Here is a 21,669-nt window from a genome sequence, read left to right as displayed (position 1 = left end):
CACCTTATGCTATCGCAGTCGGAAATCCAGTGCGTGTTATCAAGTACCGCTTTGACGAAGAGACGATTGCTTTTTTGGAAAAACTTAAATGGTGGGATTTTTCAGAAGAACAGCTCGACGCTGCTATTCCGTACTTGACGAGTGTGCATTTAGAAGAGGCAAAGGAAGAGTTGATGAGAATTAAGCAAGAAATGAAATGATACGAAGATAGTGTATTATCAGAAAGGATTCGTTAAAAATGCGATAAACTCGCAACAAATTTACTTTGGAAAAGTAAAAAAGCCTTTAAATAAAGGCTTTCAGAGTGAGGACAAGGTCCTTATAAAAGTGTCTTCTAAAGATTTTAACTCCAATCTGAAGCGAGGTTATCCTCGCTTTTTCTATTTATCAAACAATTCCTTATTTTCAATCAAGAGTTCTAGTGGAGATTTTTCTCTTGCTACAATAAAATCGGGTTCATATTGGGTATGAAATGTTCTGTTCTGAGAAGTTGGATCAATATACAACTCTTCTCCATCTTCTGTGTATAGTTGGTTGCCCCGTGTTAGATAGAGTAAATCTTCTAAGTGCTGTCCATCAGTTGGAGGAGCGCCATGTCGTGTTGGGGCTCCAACGCGACGTGGTGGAGGCGATGAACTTGGTTTTTGAGCGAAAAAGGAGCCAAAAGGTGCAGCCACGTCGCATTGGAGGAGGGCGATGTCGTGTTGGGGCTCCAACACGACGTGACTGCGGGCACCCGCCCCATTTGTCACGCAAAAAGATAGGGCGCCTATCCAAACTTGTGTTATAATGAAGGTGTAAACAATTTTCAAGGGGGCATTAGGATGAATCCAACCTTAAGTTATCTGCAAGAACTTCTAGCTATCGCGTCGCCAACGGGTTACACGAGTGGCGTTCAGGACTATTTGGTATCGACTCTGGAAAAAATGGGCTACCAACCGGTACGCACTTCCAAAGGACTGGTACATGTGACGGTGCCGGGCCAGGACGATGACCACCACCGCATCGTGACGGCTCACGTTGACACCTTGGGGGCCATGGTGCGCGCGGTCAAAGGCGACGGCCGGCTCAAGCTGGACAAGGTGGGCGGCTTTCCTTGGAATATGATCGAAGGGGAGAACTGTACCGTCCATGTGGCGGCCACCGGCAAAACTGTATCTGGGACAATTCTCATTCACCAGACTTCTACCCACGTCTACCGTGATGCGGGGACGGCTGAGCGGACTCAAGACAACATGGAAGTCCGCTTAGATGCCAAGGTTACCAACGAGGAAGAAACCCGCGCCCTAGGTATTGAAGTGGGTGACTTTGTCTCCTTCAACCCACGAACCACCATCACCGACACAGGCTTCATCAAGTCTCGCTTCCTCGATGACAAGGTGTCTGCCGCTATCCTGCTTAACTTGTTGCGCCGTTATAAGGAAGAGGACATCACCCTGCCGGTGACGACCCAATTTGCCTTCTCGGTCTTCGAGGAAGTAGGGCACGGGGCTAACTCTAGCCTGTCGGACAAAGCGGTGGAGTATCTGGCGGTTGACATGGGCGCCATGGGTGACGACCAGCAGACCGACGAGTACACCGTCTCCATCTGTGTCAAGGATGCCAGCGGCCCCTACCACTATGAATTCCGCCAACACCTGGTGGAGCTGGCTAAGGCCAAGGACATTCCTTACAAATTAGACATCTACCCATTCTATGGATCCGACGCTTCGGCCGCTATGTCAGCGGGTGCCGAAGTCAAGCACGCCCTCTGCGGTGCCGGCATCGAGTCCAGCCATTCCTATGAGCGGACCCATGTGGACTCTGTGGAGGCGACCGAGCGCTTGGTGGATGCCTATCTCTTGAGTGATTTAGTCAAGTAAGATGACAGGGAAGTGACGAGTGTGACCATTAACTTTAGAGAGATAACAAGCGACAACTACTCCCAAGTCTTAAATCTCAAGATTACTCCTGCGCAAGAAGCAGCCAAATTTGTGTCTCCTGTTGTCCGATCCTTGGCAGATGCTTGGTTTTACCGTGAAGAAGGCATTACCTATCCCAAAGCCATTTATGCAGATGAGGATTTAGTTGGCTTCATTATGTATGAATTGGATCCAGAGGAGCAGCATGTCTTTGTTTGGCGCTTCCTAATTGACCAAGCCTTCCAAGGCAGAGGCTACGGCCGACAAACCATTGAAGCAGTAGTTGAAATGGCCAAACAGCAAACTCAGATGACCAAGGTAGTGGCCGACTATGTTGATGGGAACGAGCCCATGAAGAAGATTTTGCTAGGTCTAGGCTTTGAAGAGACTGGCTTTGACCCAGACATCAATGAACACATTATGGTCTATCAATTATAATAAGAACAGGCCCCCTTATGATCAGATAAGGGGGCCTTTTGCTATAAATGACTATATATGTGTCTAAATTTATGGTATAATATAGCCATCAAAAGGAGGTGGCGTTGATGAAAATTATTCCCATGCGCGATTTAAAAAACACAGTGGCAGTTGAAGCGTATTGCCAAGAGGAACAAGGCCCAGTCTTCGTCACTAAGAATGGCTACGGGCGACTAGTTGTGATGGACATTGAATACTATGAGAAGACCCTCCGCCAAATGGAAGAAGCAAAATTTCTATTTCAAGGGCTGGAAGATATTCGAGAGCAGCGTCTAAGAGACGGTGAGTCCCTTATCGCGGATATGAGGGAGCGTTATGACCTATAGTTATGAGTTCACTCAGAAGGCAGAAGAAGATTTAGAAGTGATTCTGGACTATCTGACCAAAGAACTTAAGAATCAGCGAGCTGCCAAAAAGTTTCTTGACGCACTCCATGAGTGTTTGAAAAACTTGCTAGTTTTCCCAGAAAGCGGGGAGCGGGTGCGCAATCCCTATTTGCCAGCTGTAGGCATTCGACGGAAAATCATTGGTCACTATATTATCTACTATGCGCCATACCCCAAAGAACAAAAGCTGCGGATTATCCGCCTAGGACATGGTCTTCAGGATCAAGCCCATTTGTTTATGGACCTTAAGTCGCATTAAACCAAGCAAACGCCATGGCTAGGTAATCATACCGAGCCATGGCGTTTTGTTTATTCTTAATCCTCCATATCAAACAACAACTTATACTTATCCAAGATAAGCTTCAATTCTTCTTGGGATAGTCTTTCCTCTACCTTAGCAACACCTCGTGCCGCCAAGTCTAGGGCGATGGTCTGGTCCAGCATGACCTTGCCCTGAATGGTGCGGGTGCTAGTCAGCTCATGATAGGTGGGAAAGTTTCGACTAGTGGTGGTGATGGGGGCCACGATGGTCAAGCCACTGAACTTAGTCAGGAGGCTATGGCTTAGAGCGAGAGCCGGGCGACGATGATTCTGCTCGTGTCCCTTGCTGGGGTTGAAGTCAACGTAGAAAATATCGCCTTGTCTGATTACCATTCTAGTTCCTGACCTTTCGCCTGACCCCAATCAAGTTCGCCATCGCGAAGGCCGTCTTGATCCCATTCAGCAAACAACTCATGGATGGTGGAAGCTTGCTTGTGCTCAGGACTTAGGCGAATGCTGTTATCCTCGACAGAGATCAGAAGGGTTTGATTGTCCAATAGATTTAACTTTTTGAGAATGGAAGCAGGTAGGCGCACGGCCTTAGAATTGCCCCATTGGGATAGTGTGGTCCGGTATTGTGCTTGTGACTCCATAAGATCACCTCTTTTAATGTATATACCAAGTATATACCTATCTAGAGTACCAGTCAAGTCTCCTCTCCAAGTTGAAATTTCCTTACAATCCGATTATAATTAATTTGTAAAGGGTTACAGATAACCCTGCGCATTCGCATCGCAACTTATGCAAGATTATGTCAGACCAGGAAAGGAGGTAGCCAGGCCAGGAAGGGCCGCGAGTCCCTGGGAAGAAGGGACCAAAGGAGTGAGTCAGGAGGATTCCGATGCGAGACTTCTGAAGCACCTAACAATCAAAGGAGGTCTTTGTACCATGTTTAAGTTGTTACAAAAAATCGGGAAAGCCTTTATGCTGCCGATCGCCATTCTGCCGGCAGCCGGGCTATTGCTGGGAATTGGGGGCGCCTTGTCTAATCCGACCACGGTGGCGACCTATCCCCTATTGAATAATCCAAGCCTACAAGCTATTTTCCAAGTCATGAGTTCGGCCGGCGAAATTGTCTTCGCCAACCTGTCCCTCCTGCTCTGTGTGGGCCTCTGTATCGGCCTTGCCAAGCGCGACAAGGGGACGGCAGCCCTAGCTGGGGTGACCGGTTACCTGGTCATGAAAGCCACCATCGGTGCCTTAGTCAAACTCTACATGGCGGAGGGTTCTGCCATCGACACCGGGGTGATTGGCGCCATTGCGGTCGGTGCCTGTGCCGTTTGGCTCCATAATCGCTATCATAATATTCAACTGCCACAGGTCTTGGGCTTCTTCGGGGGCTCCCGCTTCGTGCCTATCGTGACATCCTTTGCCTCAATCTTCTTAGGGGGTGTCTTCTTCCTAATCTGGCCTCCATTCCAACAATGGCTAGTATCAACTGGGGATTACATTTCCCAAGCAGGACCGCTGGGGACCTTCCTCTACGGCTTCCTCATGCGTCTCTGCGGGGCGGTCGGCTTGCACCACATGATCTACCCAATGTTCTGGTACACTGAATTGGGTGGGGTGGCTCAAGTTGCGGGCCAAACCGTAGCCGGGGCACAAAAAATCTTCTTCGCCCAATTGGCAGATCCAAACCACACTGGTCTCTTCACCGAAGGAACTCGCTTCTTCGCTGGGCGTTTCTCAACTATGATGTTCGGTTTGCCAGCTGCCTGCTTGGCTATGTACCACTTGGTGCCAAAAGACCGTCGTAAGAAATACGCAGGGCTCTTCTTCGGGGTAGCCTTGACCAGCTTCATCACCGGGATTACGGAACCAATCGAGTACATGTTCCTCTTCGTGAGCCCTTTCCTCTATGTGATTCACTCCTTCCTAGATGGGGTCAGCTTCTTCATCGCCGACATCCTCAACATTTCCATCGGGAACACCTTCTCTGGTGGGGTCATCGACTTCTCCCTCTTCGGGATCCTGCAAGGGAATGACAAGACCAACTGGCTCTTACAAATTCCATTTGGCTTAATCTGGGCCGGCCTCTACTATGTGGTCTTCCGCTGGTTCATCACCAAATTCAATGTGCCAACGCCAGGCCGTCTGGAAGAGGACTTGGACGAGGATGCCAAGCCAGTGGTCGACACCAAGGACAGCCTCAAGCAAGACTCCGTTAGAATCATTGAAGCCCTAGGTGGTCCTGAGAATATTGAAGAAGTCGACGCCTGCATCACCCGCTTGCGTGTATCAGTCAAAGATTCAGGCAAGGTCGACAAGCCAACCCTCAAGGCCATCGGCGCCGTCGATGTCTTGGAAGTCCAAGGCGGCATCCAAGCAGTCTATGGGGCTAAGGCTATTCTCTACAAGAACAATATCAACGAGATTCTGGGTGTGGATGACTAGGGAATTTATCAAATTAGTAAGGCCAGCTATTTAGGTAGCTGGCCTTAATCTTATTCTTCTTATCTATTGACCTAGTCCTGTTCAAGTGGTAGGGTAAGCATGTGAGCATAAGTGGAGGAGGCTAAGTGATGAGATTTTGGCAAGGTCTAAGAAAACTATTTGTTTACCTAGTTTTAGCCTTAGTATTAGTTACTTCAGGTGTCTATCTTAATCATCGTCTTGCCTTATCCAGAGAAGCTAATGATTTATCGCCGATTGGTAATCGTGTTGAGGTTGAGGGTAAGCAGTTAAATGTCTTTGTGACAGGTTCAGGTAGCAAGACACTAGTTTTGTTGGCTGGAGGGGGCACAACATCGCCTATTTTGGACTTTAAGGCGTTGACGACGCAATTAGCGTCGGATTATCGCATTGTCATAGTCGAGCGTCTCGGTTATGGCTTTAGTGATGATGGGGAGAGTCCTAGAGATTTAGAGACCGTGAATAGACAGACACGTCAAGCACTAGAAGCGTCTGGTATTCAAGGCCCTTATGTTCTAGTGGCTCATTCCATGGCTGGCTTGGAGGCTCTCTACTGGGCCCAAGAGCATCCAGCAGAAGTTTCGGCTATTATCGGCCTCGATATGGCTATGCCTCAGAGCTATGACAAAGTCAGGGTTCCAACTTTTGCAGTCAAAATTGGGCAAATTTTACTTGAACTAGGCTATGGTCGTTTCCTTTATCCTGCAGAGAAGGCAGCTCCTGCCCTTGAATCAGGCCATCTGACGCAAGCAGAAATAGCGAATTACAAGGCACTTTTTTATAAGCAGGCCTTGACTACTGCTATTGGCAATGAACTTAAAATGTCAGCAAGCAATGCTAAGCAAGTTTTAGACAAACCACTGCCAAGCGTCCCTATTTTACTCTATGTGTCTAATGCAAGTGGGACCAGCTTCTCTAGTGAGGCTTGGTACCAAATGACGCAAGATAGCTTTGGGCAAGTGCCTAATGCGACCATTAAACGCTTGGATGTGGGGCATTATGTGCATGATTATGCGCCCGAAGAAATTGCAGCAGGGATAGGCGAATTTTTGAAGGCTAACAACTAAGTTGTCACTAGCTTCTATAAGTCTCAAAACATGGTTCTATTGATTAGGAGGTTGTCATGAGCAATAAAGACTACTACCATAAAGATATACTTAGTCATTCAGACCAGCTAAATCAGCAAGCGCCTCAGGATTTAAGCCGACAAGACAAGTCGCTAACTGCTCAAGCAATCGACGAAAGCAGACGCATTGCGCATGATCCATCGGTAGCAAGCTACTCCACAATCCAATCCTTGAGAGAAGCCTTAGACCAATAAAATTTTATTCAGCCTTGCTGTACGTATACTTAAGACCAAGACACCCACCCGGGTGTCTTTCTTTATGCCGGCTTGAGAATTTGTTATAATAAGGAAGCAAAATAGGCTGGCTGACGCCCACTTTAACACCCCAACACCCCCAGCCAGCAGACAAGGAGGTCCGGCTTATGCAATGGACAGAGCTTTTATCTACTGCCCGTCTATCGGGAAGCGCGACCCAGCATCGTAATGAATTTGATGATGACTACAAACGAATTGTGACCAGTCCGTCTTTCCGACGGCTGCAGGACAAGACCCAGGTCTTTCCCTTGGAGCGGATGGATTTTATTCATACGCGCCTGACCCATTCCCTGGAAGTAGCAATGATTGGTCGGACCCTGGTCTCGGAGATTGCTCTCAGTCTGGCGGATCAACTGGAAGGCGTGGCAGATTCAGAGCTGGCAGTCAGCCAGCAGGAATTCATTGTCCGTCAGGCCGACATCGCTCGTATTGTCGAGTGCGCTAGTCTCCTGCACGATATTGGCAATCCGCCTTATGGGCACTTTGGTGAGGATATTATCCGTCAGTGGTTCAAGAAGCGCCTGCCAGCCATTCTGAGTGAGCAGTTGGATCCCCAACTGGCCCAGGACTTCCTGGCTAGTGACTATGTTCATGACCTCTATCATTTTGAGGGTAATGCCCAGGCCCTGCGGATTGCGGCCAAGCTCCACGACTTCAAGGGTAGCTTCGTTGGCCTGGATTTAACCGTGGCCACCCTCAATACCATTCTCAAATACACGCGGGCTTCCCACCAGCCTAAGACCGGCGCCATCACCCATAAGAAAGTGGGCTACTTCCATGCGGAGGTCGACCTCTTCCAAGCCATTACTAGCCGAACGGGGGCGGGCAGCCAACGCCATCCGCTGACCTTTATCCTAGAAGCAGCTGATGATATTGCCTATCTGGTGGCCGATATGGAAGACGCCCTGGGCAAGGGGGTGCTGACCTTCGCCATGGTCAAGTCGGACTTGCTAGCCAGCCTTAAGCAGTCAGCCCAGGACAGCCAGGCTTCGCGTCAGGTGGTTTACATTCTGGAAACCATTGATGAAGAAATCTTCAGCATCAACCGTTTCTTCGAGCACCTGCGCAATGTCCTGATTGCCGGTGCCACCCAGTCCTTCGTGAGCCATTATGCTGACTTGATGGCCGGGACCTACGACTTTGACCTTTTCAAAGATTCGGATGTGGCGCCGCTCTATCATCAACTGCGGTCTATTTCTGAAGAGCGAATCTATGACCACAAGTCCATTCTGCGCCTAGAAATAGCGGGCTATTCGACCCTGACCTATCTGCTGGATAGCTTCGTGCCGCCTTTGGTGGCCTATGATACAGCGCGTCGACTAGACTATGTGGACCTTAAGAAGATTGGCATTATTTCCGAGAGCCAGAAACGGTCCTACCATTATTTTGCGCAAGGTAAGTCGGAATTAGAGAAGCTCTATCTGCGCCTACTCTTGGCCACGGACTTCATCTCAGGCATGACCGACAGCTATGCCCACCAACTCTACTTAGATATGGTAGGTATTTCCTAATCTTATCACCCAGCTCCCTCATAGCAGGGGGCTTTTTTGATGCTGGCACACTATTTAACAAGTAGTGCAATATTTTTTCATTAGACTATTGACAATCATTACGATTCGGTGTAAGATGCTAAACGTAAGAATTACCATTATATATAAAGGAGTCATCATTCATGACTAAAAAACGCATCCTATTATGGGGGATTAATGGCGCCATTCTTTTAAGCGCCGGGGCCGGTTTGTGGGGCCTTAACCAAGATCTCAGTCAATCTCAAGCCCGTTTGCAAGAGGCCCAAACGGCCATGTCCCAGGCCGAAAGCGACAAGGGCCAATTATCTAGCGATTTGGCCGCAGCCCAAGCTCGAGAGGAATCTCTGGCTTTGGATAAGCTGGAGCTAGAATTCAAGGAAAAAATGGGTAAGCAAAAGGTCATCGTGGGTAAGGTCTTTTCCAATGGTTACCTTAAGAAACACGGCAACCACTATCACTTTGTCTATGGTAAGCCACCAGTGGACGCCATCTACGAAGACCAGGCACAAGCAGGGGCTAACGGGTCAAGAAGGGGTGGGGACGATAATTATGTCTTTAACCCAGCCGATATTGTCGAAGAGAATGCGGATGGTTATGTAGTCCGTCACGGCGACCATTTCCACTTTATCTCCAAACGGGACTTGGCCAATGCGCCAACTGTACCTAATGCCCACACACCAGGGGGCTGCCGCCTAGTGCGGATTCCTCACGGCGACCATTTCCACGATGTGCTGGATTGTGGTCAAGGCCTGGGCAATCTGTCCTTCGATGATGAGCCAGTCAGCCCAAGACCAAATGGTCCAGTCGCTAGCCGGCCAGCCAGCCCAAGCCAACCTGTTTCGCCAAGTCATCCAGCCGATCAATTGACTCGACCAAGTCAACCTGTCACACCAAGTCTGCCAGTGGATCAGCCAGCTAGTCCAAGCCCGGCTCCGAGTCAGCCAGAACAACCAAGCACGCCACAAGGGCCGACTTCCCTCTTGACCTTAGATTCTCCTGAGATTCAAGGGCATCTGGATTACATCAGCTATGCCTATGGGGTAGAGCGGGACACTATCAAGTTGCAGGCCGTCTATGATGATGCAGGCAACTATCGGGGTCAAGTCTTTGCCTTCCAAAATACGGAACAAGGCCAAGATAAGTCTCACATCCATCCTTGGGTAGTGCCACTCTGGACCTTGGAAGTGCCTAGTCAGGATCCAAGCATTGACCCTGAGTTACGCTTTGCCCGCGAATTAGAAGGCCTTGCTAAACGAATGGGGATTCCTCAGCGCATTATTCGCATTCGCGATGGCTACTTCGAGGTGCCACATGGCGACCACAGCCACAATATCCGCATCCGCAATGTGGAAGGGGCCAAGGCTTATGTAGCCAATAAATTAGCCAGCCTGCCAAGCATCCATGTGCCAGGGGATTTGGATGAAGCGACAGTCAAAGCCTACATCGCCACCCTGCGCCAAGTCGCTAGCCAACGTTTGGCTGGCCAAGAAGTAGCTCTAGCCCGGATTGAAGCTGGCTTGCAAGACATTGAAGAAAGCCTCAAGGACAAGGGTAATTCGACCCAAGGCTTCCTCCAACTCTTAGACCGCTTTGCGGCCCGCTATATCTTCCAAATTGAAGACAATAGTGACAAATTGTCCGAACGTCTGGCCAAATTGAATGCCCAACATGAGAGCATCCTCAAGGCCATTAGCGAGCTTAACTTGACCAACTATGGAGTGACCGCTGACCAATTGCGGGAACAAGCCAACAAGGCCATCGAAGCACAAGACGCGGTGGGCTTAAGCCGCTTAGCAGCCTATGTGGCCGCCCTCAAGGACGCCAACGACCGTCCTGGGGTTGAAGCCATGAAGCATCTCTACTTCTTGACCCAACACGTCCAAGACAAGCCATTGTCTTATGACTTGCGGGAACAAGTGTCGGATCTCATTGCCCGCCTATCCAAGACCAATGCCGTCTTCGGTGGGGATGACCCAGCAGAACCGCTCTTCTCGCCAGCTATCTTGGCTAAGCAGGCCATCGAGCTAGCGCATGCCCAGTTTAATGGTAAGGTCGACACTCGCGTAGGCGACAAGTATAAGGCCATTACCCAAGCCGGGGAAGATGGTGGCCCAAGCATCTTGGAAAGTAACAAATCCTTTACTTCCGAAGTCTTAGAAGACGCTGACAAGGACAAGAGCCTGCCAGTAACTAACTTTGAAGAGGACAAGGCAAGCGAGGCCTCCTCATCCTCAGACCAAAGCTCATCCCAGTCTTCATCCAGCTCAAAAGCTGATGCAGCAAGCGATCAGAAAGACGAAACGACTGCAAGCAACTAAGTCTAAGCCTCTATTAAAAAACCACCCACCATCAGCGGCCGAACTGATGGTGGGTGTTTTTTAGGTTAGGTGGCTAAGTGATAGAAAATATAAAATAGTTATTTTGTCATCGGTCAACCTCTCAAAAACCCAGCCCTTATCCTGTTCTCAAGCCGGGAGAGGGGCTGGATTTTTCATTTATTGAAGATGGCAAAAATTTATTTCACAATTTCATATCAACTTCACACAGGGGTTGCATACTATAGTTAGTTCTTAATCAGCAGAAAGGAAGTGACTCGTATGAAATGGTATCAGCGTGCTTGGGCCTATGTCAGCCGTAAGCGAGTCAGAGTAGGGCTGCTTTTCCTCATCTTATCTCTGATCACGACCGCTGTCTTAGCTGTTTTCGCGATTCAGATTAGTACCCAACAAGTTCAAGATAAACTCCTGTCCCTCTCCAATGCGGGATTCCAGCTCCAAGGTCAGGGCTTGCAGGCAGGTATGAAAGAGTCGGACATCAGTCAAGTGGCTCAAGTAGAAGGGGTAGCAGACGTTCAGTATCAATCAGAAGGGTTGGCCAAGTTTGAGTCCGGCCAAGTCATTCAGGCCCAACAAGCCGTGCAACGTGACCAAGGCGACGATATCTTTAATCAGCTCTTATCCATTCAAGGTCGCCAAGACAGTCAAACCGATTTAGATTTTGCTAGCGGGGCCTTGACCCTTAGCCAAGGGCGCCACTTGACGCCAGATGACAAAGACAAGGTCATGGTCCACGAGGCCTTTGCAGAAGCCAACAAGCTCCAGCTAGGCGATAAGATTAGCCTCAAGGGCACCCAGCTAACCGAAGGTGGGGAAGCCAAGGATGGGGAAGCCAAGGAATTTGAGATTGTCGGGATTTATAGCGGGAAACGCAGTGAAACCTTCACTGGGCTCAGCTCCGATTTGACCGAAAACCGGCTCTACACCGACTACGCTAGCAGTCAAGCCCTCTACGGGCGGCAAGCAGACGACTATCAAGTGCGTCTGGCTCAGTATCGGGTGAAAAATCCCAAGGAACTAGACCAAGTTATTAGCCGCGTTAAGGCCTTGTCGCTGGATTGGGACCAAACCCAATTGACAGCCAACAGTCAAGCCTTTGAACAGGTGGCAGCGCCTATCGCTAGCTTCAAGTCCCTCATGACCCTCATGACCGGCGCGGTCTTAGTGGTCAGTGTGATTACTCTCTTCCTAGTCTTGCTCTTCTGCTTGCGGGAACGGGTGCATGAATTCGGCATTCTGCTCTCGATTGGGATTTCCAAGGGCCAAATCATTGGCCAAATCCTGCTAGAGCTCTGGGGCCTATCCATTGGGGCCTGGGCCATCGCAGCCGCAGTAGCTTATCCACTGGCTAACAGTTTCTTCTCCAGTCTCTTAGTCTCCAATGACCTGCCAGACCAGGTCCGCAAACTCTTCGCGGCCGCTGCCCCAACTTGGCAGGCCGGCCTAGTCGCAACAAGTTATGGCGTGGTCCTCATTATTATAGTAGTGGCGGTCATGGCTTGTGCCGGCTTAATTCTCACCAAAAAACCTAAGGAAATCCTAGGACAACTCAGTTAAGGAAGTGATCATGATGACATTATTGAAATTAGACAACATTTACTATCGTTATGAAGGGGCACAAGAGAGTGTCCTCAAGGAATTAGACGCAAAATTTGATGCTGGCACCTTCTATGCCGTTGTGGGTAAATCTGGGGCCGGTAAGTCGACCTTCTTATCCCTCTTGGCAGGCTTAGATAGCCCAACCAAAGGTAAAGTCCTCTTCCAAGGCAAGGACATTGCCCAAGAGTCCTATAGCGCCCACCGCCGCCACAATATTTGCTTGGTCTTCCAAAACTACAACCTGATTGACTACTTGACGCCACTAGAAAATGTGCGCCTAGCCAATGCGGAAGCTAGCGAAGACTTGCTCTTACAACTAGGCTTGGGCCAAGACTTAATTCATCGTAACGTCCTCAAGTTATCTGGGGGCCAACAACAACGGGTGGCTATCGCCCGGGCTTTGGCTAGCGAGGCGCCAATCATCTTAGCGGATGAACCAACCGGTAACTTGGACGAAGGGACCGCCCAAGAAATCATCGACATTTTACGTCAAGCAGCCCATGAACGAGGCAAATGTGTCATCGTCGTGACGCACAGCCCACAAGTGGCAGAGGCAGCCGATACGGTTCTAGAACTCAGTCATGGTAAGCTGAAAGCTGCTAACGGACATAAAGTCAAGTAGAGAGGGGGAAGCACAATGCGTTTATTGAATAATGCTTGGGCCTATGTCTGGCGTAAAAAATTTAAGACTCTGATTATCTTCCTCATTCTCTTAGTCATGTCCACTGTTTCCTTAAGTAGTTTGGCTGTTAAGCGGGCAACCGACGTGGCCTCCAAAGAAACCTTCAAGGGCATCAGCTCTTCCTTCTCTATGGAAATCGATCGCCGTAACAACCAAGGGACCAACCGCGGGAGTGGGAACTTGCGAGGTAAGGACATCGCGGCCATTCAAGGCCTAGATGGCATTAGCCAAGTAGTCAAACGTATGGGGATTGTGGCCGACTTAGTCGACAAGGAACTGGTTTCCCAAGACGGTCTGCCACGAATTGATGCCGACCGTCAACGTCGCTTCGGTAAGGCAGCCATGTTGACAGGGACCAATGACTCTTCCTTGGACGATCGCTTTAGTGCCGAAACCTTCAAGCTAGTTGAAGGCCGTCACATTAAGCCTGAAGACAAGAACGTGGCCTTGGTCCACGAAGAATTTGCTAAGAAGAACGGCCTCAAGGTAGGGGACACGCTCAAGCTCAAGTCCAACATCTATGATGCCGATAATGAAAAGCAAGCCAACGAAACGACTGAAGTCACCATCGTGGGGACCTTCAGCGGGAAAAACAAGGGTGGGGTAACGGCCATCCAAGAGCTCTACCAAAACAACCTGCTGACCGACTTAGGGACCACACAAAAGCTCTATGGATATACCGACGAAACGGCTATCTATCAAGATGCTAGCTTCTTCGTCGACGGTAACCATGACTTAGACAAGATTATGTCTGAAGCTAAGAAGTTGTCCATTAACTGGCGGGCATACAGCTTGGTTAAGAGCAGCCAAAACTTCCCATCCTTGCAAAAATCAATTGGTTTAGTCTATGGCATGACCGACAAGCTACTCTTGGGTAGCCTGATCTTCTCAGGTGTCGTCCTCATGTTGATCCTCTTCCTCTGGATGAACGGTCGTCGTAAGGAAATGGGGATTCGTCTCTCCCTAGGTATGACCAAGCCACAAATCTTGGCTCAATTCCTAGTTGAAGTCCTCATGGTCAGTCTAGCAAGCTTTGTGGGTGCCTTCCTCCTAGGTGGACCTGTCAGTCAATGGGTAGGGAATACCATTCTGGGCAGTGTCAACCAAAGCATCGGTCAACAATTGGCAGCTGAAGCCAAGAATACCACGCTTGGGGGCGGGGCAGCGATTGATAGCTTCAACAAGACCTTGACCGAATTATCCGTCCAAGTACAAGGCATGGACATGGTTTGGGTAGTAGCCTTAGGCTTAGTGGTCATCCTGGTAGCTGTACTCCTGGCTTCCATTACCCTCATGCGTAAGCAACCTAAATCACTCTTGGCCGACCATCAATAGGCCAATAAGTGGGTGAGTTCTCGTCATCGAGAACTCCTCATAGACCGGCCAAGTCGCCGTCATTGTCACTTACATACTCTCGTCACTCAGTCCAAGCAATGACGCCTTGACCGGCCTATGAGGGGTTCTAGATACCCCTTTATTCTCCACCTAAGGACTTCCATTTGTAGATAATGTTCAGAATTTGGTTCAAGTGTAGGCTAGGAAGTCCATAATATTTTTTACCATGGAAAGTAGGGTTTGCGCAGGCTAATCCTACTTTCTATGGTATAATTGACTTAAGATATTAATCAGAAAGGAAGTGCGCCCATGAATCTGATGATTGTAGAAGACGAAGCAGCCATCCGCGAAGGAGTCAGCGAATTTCTCCGCAGTCAAGGCTACTATGTCTGGGAGGCGGCTGATGGCCAAGAAGCCCTGGACCTCTTTGGGGAGGTATCCGTGGATCTGGTCCTCTTAGATATTATGATGCCTAAGAAAAATGGCTTTGAAGTCTTAGCAGAAATCCGTAAAACCAGTACTGTGCCGGTCCTCATGCTGACAGCGGTGGCGGATGAAGAAGCCCAAATTAAGACCTTCGACTTGCTGGTGGATGGCTATATTCAGAAGCCTTTCTCCCTAGCCCTACTGGCTAAGCGCATCGAAGCCTTGCTTAAGCGCCATTACGGCGAGTTTGATATCTGGGAATACAAGGACAGTAAGGTCAACTTCTCCAGCTATGAAGCGACTTATAAGGGGGAAGTGGCAGATACCAAGCCTAAGGAACTGGCAGTTCTCAAGCTCTTGCTGGACCACCAAGGCCAAGTCCTCAGTCGGGCGCAGATTCTCGACCATGTCTGGGCCAACCAGGATGATCCACCCTTTGACCGAGTGGTGGATGTCTATATCAAGCAATTGCGCAAGAACTTAGGCTTAGATTGTATTGTCACGGTCAAAAATGTGGGCTATAAATTGGAGCTAAAATGAAACGACTAAGTTTATTTCCGAAAATTTTTATCTGGACCATCTCCATCTTGCTAGCCTTGGTGGCAGTGGCCCATCTCTCCATTTATTTGGTCTTTCCCCATTTCTATCTCAACGATCGCCAGACCGACTTGAGCCACAAGGCCGATGCCATGGTCCAAAACCTGGCCGAAGTCGATGAAGAAGAAGTGGAGACAGCCCTGGAAGTCTATGCTAAGAACGAGGGTATTACGGCCTTTATGCAGCCCCAAGGTTCTAGCTATACCAAGACACTCGGCCGTAACCTCAACTATAATCAGGACAGTGACCAGAACTCGGTCATTATCGAAGAGCGGGAAGTGGTGACGCGGGATAAGAAACGCCTGCTAGTGCAGTTTGTTGCCACTACCGAAGTGGTCCGCCAAGCCACGCGGGTGACCCTGACCTTACTGCCTATGTCCCTAGGGGGCTCGGTGGCTTTGGCAGTGCTGGTAGCCTATGTCTACGCCCGCAGCCTGTCCCGACCTCTCAGCCGCATGGCGGCCATGACCGGGCGCATGAAGCAGTTGGATCGGACGGCCTTCTTTGCGAATATCCGCCAGGATGAGCTGGGCATGATGGAGCGACAAATCAACGAGCTCTACGGCCATCTCCTAGCCGTTATTGATGAATTGGAAGAGAAGAACCAGCGCATGGTGGAGTTGGAGAAGCTCAAGGTCGACTTCCTGCGCAGTGCTTCCCATGAACTTAAGACCCCCTTGGCGGGTCTGCGTATTATGCTAGAAAATATGCGCTGGAAGGTAGGCAAGTATGCCGACCGGGATACCTATTTAGATGAGGCCATGCTCAAGGTCGACCAATTATCTGGCCTAGTAAAGGAAATTCTGGAACTCTCCAAGCTGCAAGAATGGCAGGCCGAGACAGGACCACTGGATGTGGCGGCCATTGTGCCTCAGGTGCTGGCTGACTATGAAGTCCTGGCCCAGGCTCAGCACTTGCAGATTGACTATCAACTCGACCAGGCCACCCTAGCTATGAGTGAGTCTGCCTTCCGCAAGGTCTTCTCCAACCTCATGAGCAATGCGGTCCGCTACTCCACACCAGGCGGCACCATCCGCATCTATCGTGAGGGGCAGAAGCTAAGAATTGAGAATCCTTGCCAGCCTATGTCTGACCAAGCCCTTCAGTCAGCCTATGACATTTTCAGTCACCAGTACAGCGACCAGCAGGGCAATAAGGGGACCGGCTTGGGTCTCTATATGGTTCATAACCTGCTGGAAAACTACCATATTGTCCATGACTTCTATGCCATCGAAGGCGGCATGCGCTTTGAGCTGGAAGTGCTGGAGGATTAGAAGAGAAAAGCGCCTTAGGGCGCTTTTTTGAATGGGAGAGTGACTTATGCTATAATCGGGTCAAAGCAATAGTGCAGTAAAGGAGTCCAGACCATGTGTTTAATTTGTCAACGAATTGAGATGATTAAGGAAGGCAGCAATCCTTACCTAGTCAAGGAACTGTCTACTGGCTATGTGGTCTTGGGTGACCACCAATACTTCAAGGGCTACACGCTCTTCCTAGCCAAGCAGCATGTGCGGGAGCTACATGACTTAGACCCTGAAACTAGGTTAGCCTTCCTGGCTGAAATGAGTCAGGTCCAAGAAGCGGTGGCCAAGGCCTTTGAGGCAGAGAAGATGAATGTCGAATTGCTAGGCAATGGCGATGCTCACCTACACTGGCATCTATTTCCACGTCGCGCTGGCGATATGGGGACCTACGGCCACCAGGGGCGCGGGCCCGTCTGGTGGGTGCCCTTTGAGGAAATGACGGATGAGGCAGTGCGACTGCAGGAGCCCGAGCTGACCCAGATGCGGCAAATACTGCTAGAGGCCTTAGAAGGGTAGACGAAAAAATACAGGCATCATGACAGAGATGCCTGTATTTTTGATTTTATGGGGTTAATTGGTCAATCATCTTGGCTAGAAAGAGGGCCAGAAACCCTACAAATCTTGAATTTAAGGCCTAAAAATGCTATATTGAGACTATCCAAAATTAAAGGAGTGGATCCAACTATGGCAACACGGACAGTGCTCTCTCGTGACGCGGCGCGTAACCTACGTGAGGGAGTTTATACAGATGGCGAGTTACAAGGTGTGATTCTAGAATTAGCAGAGGTGCAGGCGCGCCTAGACAAGAACTTCAAGTGGGTCATTATTATTCTGGCGGTCCTGTTTGCAGCGGCAGGGGTTTTATACTTTAGCAAGCCGGGTGTCGAATTTTGGTCTGTCCTCTCATCACTTGGTGGCTTGGCCGGTGCACTGCTTATAGCGCTCTTCTACATTCATTTCCGTTATACGACGCCGGTCAAACGGGCTTTCCTGCGTAACTTGCGCAAGGGCTATCCGGATCAATATGATCACTATGCGTCTCTCTTCCATAGCTATGTGGAAGAAGCTAAACAGAATTAAGAGACTTAGGGCTGGAATTCAAATTCCAGCCCTTTTGATGTGTATTACAAAAGAAAAAGCAGTTCACTCGCTATATTTGAACTCCGTTCTTTTTTCTTCAAAAAATACCTTGCACTTCTTCACTTCTTCATCATAAGCAGCAAAGAGTTCCTCTATTTCCCAATCACTATAACTATAGTTTGATTTGTTGCTTAGATTTGAGAGTAGGTTCATTAATGAAAAAATCTTCTCCACTCTGGCAATTGATAGTTTCTTAAAAGATACTTCCTTACTGTTATTTGTGTCAGAAGTGGAATACTTGAATTCCTGTTTTAGATTAGCTGCTTTTATAGTAAAAGGACTAGTAAACAGTTCCTTTATTTCTTCGCCTTTTTGTTCTAATGCGCCAAAAAGTTCTTCAATATCTGATTTTGAAAAACTGTATTTTGATTTATCGCTTTGATTTCTCAGTATATTTAATATTGAAAAGACCTTTGTCATTCGAGCCGCAGACAATCTTCTAAATTTATCATTTCTAGTTTCCATAAATCCTCCAGTCATTCTTGTCTATTTCTCTTTATTATATTTTATAACATAGAGAGATATTTTTCAAATATTGCATTTAACTGTTGACCTGTATATTTACATGTAGTATAATACATAATATAGAGGCATATAAAGCATATGTAATATTATGTAAGGAGGTGATGTTATGTACAATGAACTTGTTTATTTTCTCAGTATACCGACAGTCGAACAACGCAAAGCTTTTCGGAGAAAAGCTAACCAAGTAACAGGAAATGTGACAATCTACGAAGATGTCACACCTATTATAGAACCCCTGAAAAATACTTATAACTTAAGGCAGCCTAAAGAGTTCGCGCAAGGAGAATATATCCTATATATAATATTCTATAAGGAGGAGATGTTATGTTCAATGAACTTGTTTATTTTATTAGTGTAGCGACAGTCGAACAACACAAAGCTTTTCGGAGAATAGCTAACCAACTAACTGGAGATGTGACAATCGACGAAGATGTCGAGCATATTATAGAAGCTTTGAAAAAACACAGAGGAATTAAGACAGCCCAAAGAGTTTATGCACGTAGACTTGCATACGCTTCTAAACGACGACATTATAAAGATGGTACAACAATTATGGAAGATATTTTAGCTGGCAAGATAAATCGTCCAGCTAGTGAGTATATCTAAGTAAGAGGGAGGTGGATGCCTCCCTCTTATCTTTAATGAACTTCAAAGAGATTCGGTAGTCATGATAATACCTATCTAGGTATCATAGATGGTAGGGGATGACCTTTATGCATTGGTACTAGGTTAGTAGATGCCTGCGATTCGCGAGTGAAGGGAAGCTTTCTATTTTTTTGATGAGCTCACTTCTATCTTTGACAGTGGTGGAACTAATAAATAAGTCCACTGGTTGCCAGCTCACTAAACTGTGAAAGTTATGACACCAAGCCCTTTCCAAGTTTGGCGCTTACAATTCACGAATAATAGGCAAGCACCTCTTGGTCAAGCCTAGCTCCCACTACAAGCCGGGGGCTTTTTTTGTTATAATAGAGAAGACAAAGTGATGAAAGGAGTCCCCGTATTATATGAAAGAAATCCAATGTCCCCATTGCGGGACCCACTTTACCATTAATGAAACCCAATATAGCGAGTTGCTAGCCCAGGTGCGGACGGCCGAATTCGACGCCGAAGTGCAGGCTCGCCTCCATCAGGCCCTAGACTTGGCCGAGCAACGCTATCAGAACCAGGAGCAGGCTTTGCGGGCCCAGAAGGACCAGGAACTAAGCCAGCTGCAACATCAAATCCAACAATTTGAGACTGAGAAGTCCCTGATTCAAAAGGAAACCGAGACCGCCCTCCAGGGCCAGTTGACGGCCAAGGACCAGGCCATTCAAGCCCTGGAATTCCAACTCAAGCAGGCACAGTTGGAGCACCAACAAGCCCTGCAAACGGCCAAGACCCAGTTGGAGAAGGAGCGCGATGCGGTTGCCAACCAGCTGGCCTTACAGGAGAAGGAAGCCCAGCTGTCCCGCAAGGCGGATCAAGAGAAGTACGAATTGGAGCTACGTAAGAAGGACGAAACCATTGAGTTTTACAAGGACTTCAAGGCCAAGCAGTCCACCAAGATGATTGGCGAGAGCCTGGAGCAGCACTGCGAGTACGAATTCAACCGCAACCGCATGGGCATGTTTCCCAAGGCCCAGTTCGGCAAGGACAATGATGCCCGGATGGGTTCCAAGGGAGACTATATCTACCGCGAGTATGACGACCAGGGTGTCGAAATCCTCTCCATTATGTTTGAGATGAAGAACGAAGGCGACGAGACCGCCAGCAAGAAGAAGAATGAACAATTCTTCAAGGAGTTAGACAAGGACCGGCGGGAGAAGGGCTGCGAGTATGCCATTTTGGTCAGCCTGCTTGAAGCCGACAATGAGCTCTATAATAGCGGAATCGTGGATGTGTCCTATGTCTACGACAAGATGTATGTCATTCGGCCCCAATTCTTCCTGCCTATGATTACCCTCCTGCGCAATGCGGCCATGAATGCCCTCCATTACAAGCAGGAACTGGCCCAGATGCGGGAGCAGAATATTGACATTACCCATTTTGAAGAGGACCTTAACGCCTTCAAACTAGCCTTCGCTAAAAACTATAACTCAGCCAGCAACAACTTCGCCAAAGCCATCGAGGAAATCGACAAGGCTATCAAGCGCATGGAGGCCGTGAAGACGGCTTTGCTGACCAGCGAGAACCAGCTGCGTCTGGCCAATAACAAGCTGGACGATGTCAGCGTTAAGAAGCTGACCCGCAAGAACCCAACCATGAAGGCTAAATTCCAGGCCTTGGAACAAGCCAAGAATCAGACAGAGGAGGGATAAGGTGTTAGAAGGACTCAGAAGTTTGGGGGCAGTCAAGATTGACCTAGCTACTATCGCCGAAGATAGCGTGGAACTACGGCTCTTGCCCCATTTAGTGCCAGACAGCCGGCAGGTCAGCCAGGACTATCTGGACCAAATCCTCAACCAACTCTATAAGGTCGGCGACTGGTATGCTTATGCCCAGACCGTCCTCCAGTCCGAGGATGCCACTTACGGCTATCTCAAGACCCTCTACATCGCCTGGGCACCGGGAGAAGAGCCTGGCCGTCTAGGTTTGGCCTTCCAAGTCCCAAGCGACCCGGCCGGACGAGGAATGGTCTTGACGACTGAGCCCCTGGACCTAGAAGCCTATGGCAACCTGACCTACCTTAAGGACTATCTGAAGGGAGGGGACTAAGATGGCCACCAGTCCGGATTATCTAGCCTTTATCTTAGACCTTTGCCAGTATGACCAGCGGGTCACCAGCCGGGCCATGATGGGCGAGTACCTACTCTACTATCAAGGCAAATTAGTGGGCGGTCTCTACGATAACCGCCTGCTAGTCAAGCCGGTGCCTGCTGCGCTCTCTTATCTAGCCAAAGAAGCCAATGTCCTTCCTTATCCGGGTGCCAAGCCCATGATTGAGGTGGAGGACCTAGAGCAATCAGGCTATGTCCTGGCTTTGTTTGAAGCCATGTGGCCTGAATTACCGGCACCCAAGCCTAAGAAAAAGCCAAAGGGGGACAAGACATGATTCAATTAGTGCAAGCAGGTCAAGACCGCTCACAACTAGTGGCGAAGGTCTTAGCCGACCTGCCTGAATGGTTTGGTCTGCCAGACTCCACCCAGGAATACATTGACCAGGCCAGCGACCGTGTCTGCTTTCAAGCAGGGGAGGGCTGGGGCTTTATCACCCTTCAAGAAACTTCGCCTGTCTGCCTAGAAATCCACTGCATGGGCGTCCTCAAAGCCCATCAAGGCCAGGGCCTAGGCCACCAACTCATGGCTGCGGCTGAAGACTATGCAATCAGCCGGGGC

26 protein-coding genes are annotated in these 21,669 nt (G+C 48.9%); 22 read left to right on the top strand and 4 right to left on the bottom strand.

The annotated features are described in order from the left end of the window. The first annotated feature begins 29 nt into the window (after positions 1–29). Positions 30–200, top strand: a complete 171-nt coding sequence (locus HMPREF3093_RS09800; protein ID WP_023391680.1) for a hypothetical protein — start codon at positions 30–32, stop codon at positions 198–200. Positions 201–380: 180 nt separating this feature from the next. Here the strand turns inward: HMPREF3093_RS09800 and HMPREF3093_RS09995 are convergent, their stop codons facing one another. Next, complete coding sequence (locus HMPREF3093_RS09995) at positions 381–812, bottom strand: hypothetical protein (protein ID WP_306806860.1); 432 nt, start codon at positions 810–812, stop codon at positions 381–383. A 12-nt stretch (positions 813–824) separates the two neighbouring features. Between HMPREF3093_RS09995 and HMPREF3093_RS05220 the strand changes: the two genes are divergently transcribed. From HMPREF3093_RS05220 to HMPREF3093_RS05205, 4 genes are all read left to right on the top strand, one after another. Continuing rightward, a complete protein-coding gene (locus HMPREF3093_RS05220) occupies positions 825–1,862 on the top strand; it encodes a M42 family metallopeptidase (RefSeq protein ID WP_070755944.1) in 1,038 nt (345 codons plus the stop codon). Between the two features lie 21 nt (positions 1,863–1,883). Next, on the top strand, positions 1,884–2,339 hold the full coding sequence (locus tag HMPREF3093_RS05215; protein WP_257244535.1) for a GNAT family N-acetyltransferase: 456 nt from the start codon (positions 1,884–1,886) through the stop codon (positions 2,337–2,339). A 107-nt stretch (positions 2,340–2,446) separates the two neighbouring features. After that, positions 2,447–2,704, top strand: coding sequence for a type II toxin-antitoxin system Phd/YefM family antitoxin (locus tag HMPREF3093_RS05210; RefSeq protein WP_070755943.1), 258 nt, complete (start codon positions 2,447–2,449; stop codon positions 2,702–2,704). Continuing rightward, positions 2,694–3,023: a type II toxin-antitoxin system RelE/ParE family toxin gene (locus tag HMPREF3093_RS05205; RefSeq protein ID WP_070755941.1), complete on the top strand. Its 330-nt coding sequence runs from the start codon at positions 2,694–2,696 to the stop codon at positions 3,021–3,023. Before HMPREF3093_RS05210 ends, HMPREF3093_RS05205 begins: the two co-directional genes overlap by 11 nt. A gap of 56 nt (positions 3,024–3,079) precedes the next feature. Here the strand turns inward: HMPREF3093_RS05205 and HMPREF3093_RS05200 are convergent, their stop codons facing one another. Beyond that, positions 3,080–3,418, bottom strand: coding sequence for a type II toxin-antitoxin system PemK/MazF family toxin (locus HMPREF3093_RS05200; RefSeq protein ID WP_070755939.1), 339 nt, complete (start codon positions 3,416–3,418; stop codon positions 3,080–3,082). Next, positions 3,412–3,678 carry an AbrB/MazE/SpoVT family DNA-binding domain-containing protein gene (locus HMPREF3093_RS05195; RefSeq protein WP_070755938.1) on the bottom strand — a complete coding sequence of 89 codons (267 nt, stop codon included), beginning with the start codon at positions 3,676–3,678 and terminating at the stop codon, positions 3,412–3,414. Before HMPREF3093_RS05195 ends, HMPREF3093_RS05200 begins: the two co-directional genes overlap by 7 nt. 295 nt (positions 3,679–3,973) lie before the next feature. On the opposite strand from HMPREF3093_RS05195, the gene HMPREF3093_RS05190 reads away from it, so the two are divergent. The 12 genes from HMPREF3093_RS05190 (at position 3,974) to HMPREF3093_RS05135 (ending at position 17,766) form a co-directional block, all read left to right on the top strand. Next, complete coding sequence (locus tag HMPREF3093_RS05190) at positions 3,974–5,479, top strand: PTS transporter subunit EIIC (protein WP_070755936.1); 1,506 nt, start codon at positions 3,974–3,976, stop codon at positions 5,477–5,479. Between the two features lie 128 nt (positions 5,480–5,607). Continuing rightward, positions 5,608–6,564 (top strand): alpha/beta fold hydrolase, encoded by a 957-nt coding sequence (locus HMPREF3093_RS05185; RefSeq protein ID WP_070755935.1) that lies wholly within the window; start codon positions 5,608–5,610, stop codon positions 6,562–6,564. Between the two features lie 56 nt (positions 6,565–6,620). Continuing rightward, positions 6,621–6,818, top strand: coding sequence for a hypothetical protein (locus HMPREF3093_RS05180; RefSeq protein ID WP_070755933.1), 198 nt, complete (start codon positions 6,621–6,623; stop codon positions 6,816–6,818). A 167-nt stretch (positions 6,819–6,985) separates the two neighbouring features. After that, on the top strand, positions 6,986–8,389 hold the full coding sequence (gene dgt, locus HMPREF3093_RS05175) for a dGTP triphosphohydrolase (RefSeq protein WP_070755931.1): 1,404 nt from the start codon (positions 6,986–6,988) through the stop codon (positions 8,387–8,389). A gap of 161 nt (positions 8,390–8,550) precedes the next feature. Then, entirely contained in the window at positions 8,551–10,725 is a 2,175-nt protein-coding gene (locus HMPREF3093_RS05170) for a pneumococcal-type histidine triad protein (RefSeq protein ID WP_070755929.1), read from the top strand. Between the two features lie 279 nt (positions 10,726–11,004). Further along, entirely contained in the window at positions 11,005–12,300 is a 1,296-nt protein-coding gene (locus HMPREF3093_RS05165; RefSeq protein WP_070755928.1) for an ABC transporter permease, read from the top strand. A 13-nt stretch (positions 12,301–12,313) separates the two neighbouring features. Beyond that, complete coding sequence (locus HMPREF3093_RS05160) at positions 12,314–12,964, top strand: ABC transporter ATP-binding protein (RefSeq protein WP_035364132.1); 651 nt, start codon at positions 12,314–12,316, stop codon at positions 12,962–12,964. Between the two features lie 15 nt (positions 12,965–12,979). After that, on the top strand, positions 12,980–14,359 hold the full coding sequence (locus tag HMPREF3093_RS05155; RefSeq protein ID WP_070755926.1) for an ABC transporter permease: 1,380 nt from the start codon (positions 12,980–12,982) through the stop codon (positions 14,357–14,359). A 309-nt stretch (positions 14,360–14,668) separates the two neighbouring features. Beyond that, positions 14,669–15,325 (top strand): response regulator transcription factor, encoded by a 657-nt coding sequence (locus tag HMPREF3093_RS05150; RefSeq protein WP_070755925.1) that lies wholly within the window; start codon positions 14,669–14,671, stop codon positions 15,323–15,325. Next, positions 15,322–16,656, top strand: a complete 1,335-nt coding sequence (locus HMPREF3093_RS05145; RefSeq protein ID WP_070755923.1) for a sensor histidine kinase — start codon at positions 15,322–15,324, stop codon at positions 16,654–16,656. Before HMPREF3093_RS05150 ends, HMPREF3093_RS05145 begins: the two co-directional genes overlap by 4 nt. Positions 16,657–16,749: 93 nt before the next feature. Beyond that, on the top strand, positions 16,750–17,202 hold the full coding sequence (locus tag HMPREF3093_RS05140; protein ID WP_070755921.1) for an HIT family protein: 453 nt from the start codon (positions 16,750–16,752) through the stop codon (positions 17,200–17,202). 168 nt (positions 17,203–17,370) lie between these two features. Continuing rightward, positions 17,371–17,766 carry a hypothetical protein gene (locus tag HMPREF3093_RS05135; protein WP_070755919.1) on the top strand — a complete coding sequence of 132 codons (396 nt, stop codon included), beginning with the start codon at positions 17,371–17,373 and terminating at the stop codon, positions 17,764–17,766. A 63-nt stretch (positions 17,767–17,829) separates the two neighbouring features. On the opposite strand, the gene HMPREF3093_RS05130 is transcribed toward HMPREF3093_RS05135, so the two are convergent. Next, the gene (locus HMPREF3093_RS05130) at positions 17,830–18,291 is read right to left on the bottom strand and encodes a hypothetical protein (RefSeq protein ID WP_070755918.1); all 462 of its coding nucleotides are present in this window, start codon (positions 18,289–18,291) and stop codon (positions 17,830–17,832) included. 384 nt (positions 18,292–18,675) lie between these two features. On the opposite strand from HMPREF3093_RS05130, the gene HMPREF3093_RS05120 reads away from it, so the two are divergent. The 5 genes from HMPREF3093_RS05120 to HMPREF3093_RS09795 form a co-directional block, all read left to right on the top strand. Further along, positions 18,676–18,957, top strand: coding sequence for a hypothetical protein (locus tag HMPREF3093_RS05120; RefSeq protein WP_070755914.1), 282 nt, complete (start codon positions 18,676–18,678; stop codon positions 18,955–18,957). A gap of 401 nt (positions 18,958–19,358) precedes the next feature. Continuing rightward, entirely contained in the window at positions 19,359–20,651 is a 1,293-nt protein-coding gene (locus HMPREF3093_RS05115; RefSeq protein WP_070755912.1) for a DUF2130 domain-containing protein, read from the top strand. Between the two features lies 1 nt (position 20,652). Continuing rightward, positions 20,653–21,048: a hypothetical protein gene (locus HMPREF3093_RS05110; protein ID WP_070755911.1), complete on the top strand. Its 396-nt coding sequence runs from the start codon at positions 20,653–20,655 to the stop codon at positions 21,046–21,048. Position 21,049: 1 nt separating this feature from the next. Then, positions 21,050–21,385 carry a competence protein TfoX gene (locus HMPREF3093_RS05105; RefSeq protein WP_070755910.1) on the top strand — a complete coding sequence of 112 codons (336 nt, stop codon included), beginning with the start codon at positions 21,050–21,052 and terminating at the stop codon, positions 21,383–21,385. After that, the coding region (locus HMPREF3093_RS09795; RefSeq protein WP_180363271.1) for a GNAT family N-acetyltransferase at positions 21,382–21,669 on the top strand (288 nt) is incomplete at its 3' end. The genes HMPREF3093_RS05105 and HMPREF3093_RS09795, both read left to right, overlap by 4 nt.

This window comes from Abiotrophia sp. HMSC24B09 (genome assembly GCF_001815865.1).
Lineage (GTDB): Bacteria > Bacillota > Bacilli > Lactobacillales > Aerococcaceae > Abiotrophia.
The sequence above is the reverse complement of the archived record's forward strand: the minus strand, read 5'-3'. Positions and strand labels throughout refer to the sequence as shown.

Coding starts and splice junctions, on each gene's coding strand:
- HMPREF3093_RS05220 (WP_070755944.1), top strand. CDS start 825: ATGAATCCAACCTTAAGTTATCTGCAAGAACTTCTAGCTATCGCGTCG.
- HMPREF3093_RS05210 (WP_070755943.1), top strand. CDS start 2,447: ATGAAAATTATTCCCATGCGCGATTTAAAAAACACAGTGGCAGTTGAA.
- HMPREF3093_RS05205 (WP_070755941.1), top strand. CDS start 2,694: ATGACCTATAGTTATGAGTTCACTCAGAAGGCAGAAGAAGATTTAGAA.
- HMPREF3093_RS05200 (WP_070755939.1), bottom strand. CDS start 3,418: ATGGTAATCAGACAAGGCGATATTTTCTACGTTGACTTCAACCCCAGC.
- HMPREF3093_RS05195 (WP_070755938.1), bottom strand. CDS start 3,678: ATGGAGTCACAAGCACAATACCGGACCACACTATCCCAATGGGGCAAT.
- HMPREF3093_RS05190 (WP_070755936.1), top strand. CDS start 3,974: ATGTTTAAGTTGTTACAAAAAATCGGGAAAGCCTTTATGCTGCCGATC.
- HMPREF3093_RS05185 (WP_070755935.1), top strand. CDS start 5,608: ATGAGATTTTGGCAAGGTCTAAGAAAACTATTTGTTTACCTAGTTTTA.
- HMPREF3093_RS05180 (WP_070755933.1), top strand. CDS start 6,621: ATGAGCAATAAAGACTACTACCATAAAGATATACTTAGTCATTCAGAC.
- dgt (WP_070755931.1), top strand. CDS start 6,986: ATGCAATGGACAGAGCTTTTATCTACTGCCCGTCTATCGGGAAGCGCG.
- HMPREF3093_RS05170 (WP_070755929.1), top strand. CDS start 8,551: ATGACTAAAAAACGCATCCTATTATGGGGGATTAATGGCGCCATTCTT.
- HMPREF3093_RS05165 (WP_070755928.1), top strand. CDS start 11,005: ATGAAATGGTATCAGCGTGCTTGGGCCTATGTCAGCCGTAAGCGAGTC.
- HMPREF3093_RS05160 (WP_035364132.1), top strand. CDS start 12,314: ATGACATTATTGAAATTAGACAACATTTACTATCGTTATGAAGGGGCA.
- HMPREF3093_RS05155 (WP_070755926.1), top strand. CDS start 12,980: ATGCGTTTATTGAATAATGCTTGGGCCTATGTCTGGCGTAAAAAATTT.
- HMPREF3093_RS05150 (WP_070755925.1), top strand. CDS start 14,669: ATGAATCTGATGATTGTAGAAGACGAAGCAGCCATCCGCGAAGGAGTC.
- HMPREF3093_RS05145 (WP_070755923.1), top strand. CDS start 15,322: ATGAAACGACTAAGTTTATTTCCGAAAATTTTTATCTGGACCATCTCC.
- HMPREF3093_RS05140 (WP_070755921.1), top strand. CDS start 16,750: ATGTGTTTAATTTGTCAACGAATTGAGATGATTAAGGAAGGCAGCAAT.
- HMPREF3093_RS05135 (WP_070755919.1), top strand. CDS start 17,371: ATGGCAACACGGACAGTGCTCTCTCGTGACGCGGCGCGTAACCTACGT.
- HMPREF3093_RS05130 (WP_070755918.1), bottom strand. CDS start 18,291: ATGGAAACTAGAAATGATAAATTTAGAAGATTGTCTGCGGCTCGAATG.
- HMPREF3093_RS05120 (WP_070755914.1), top strand. CDS start 18,676: ATGTTCAATGAACTTGTTTATTTTATTAGTGTAGCGACAGTCGAACAA.
- HMPREF3093_RS05115 (WP_070755912.1), top strand. CDS start 19,359: ATGAAAGAAATCCAATGTCCCCATTGCGGGACCCACTTTACCATTAAT.
- HMPREF3093_RS05105 (WP_070755910.1), top strand. CDS start 21,050: ATGGCCACCAGTCCGGATTATCTAGCCTTTATCTTAGACCTTTGCCAG.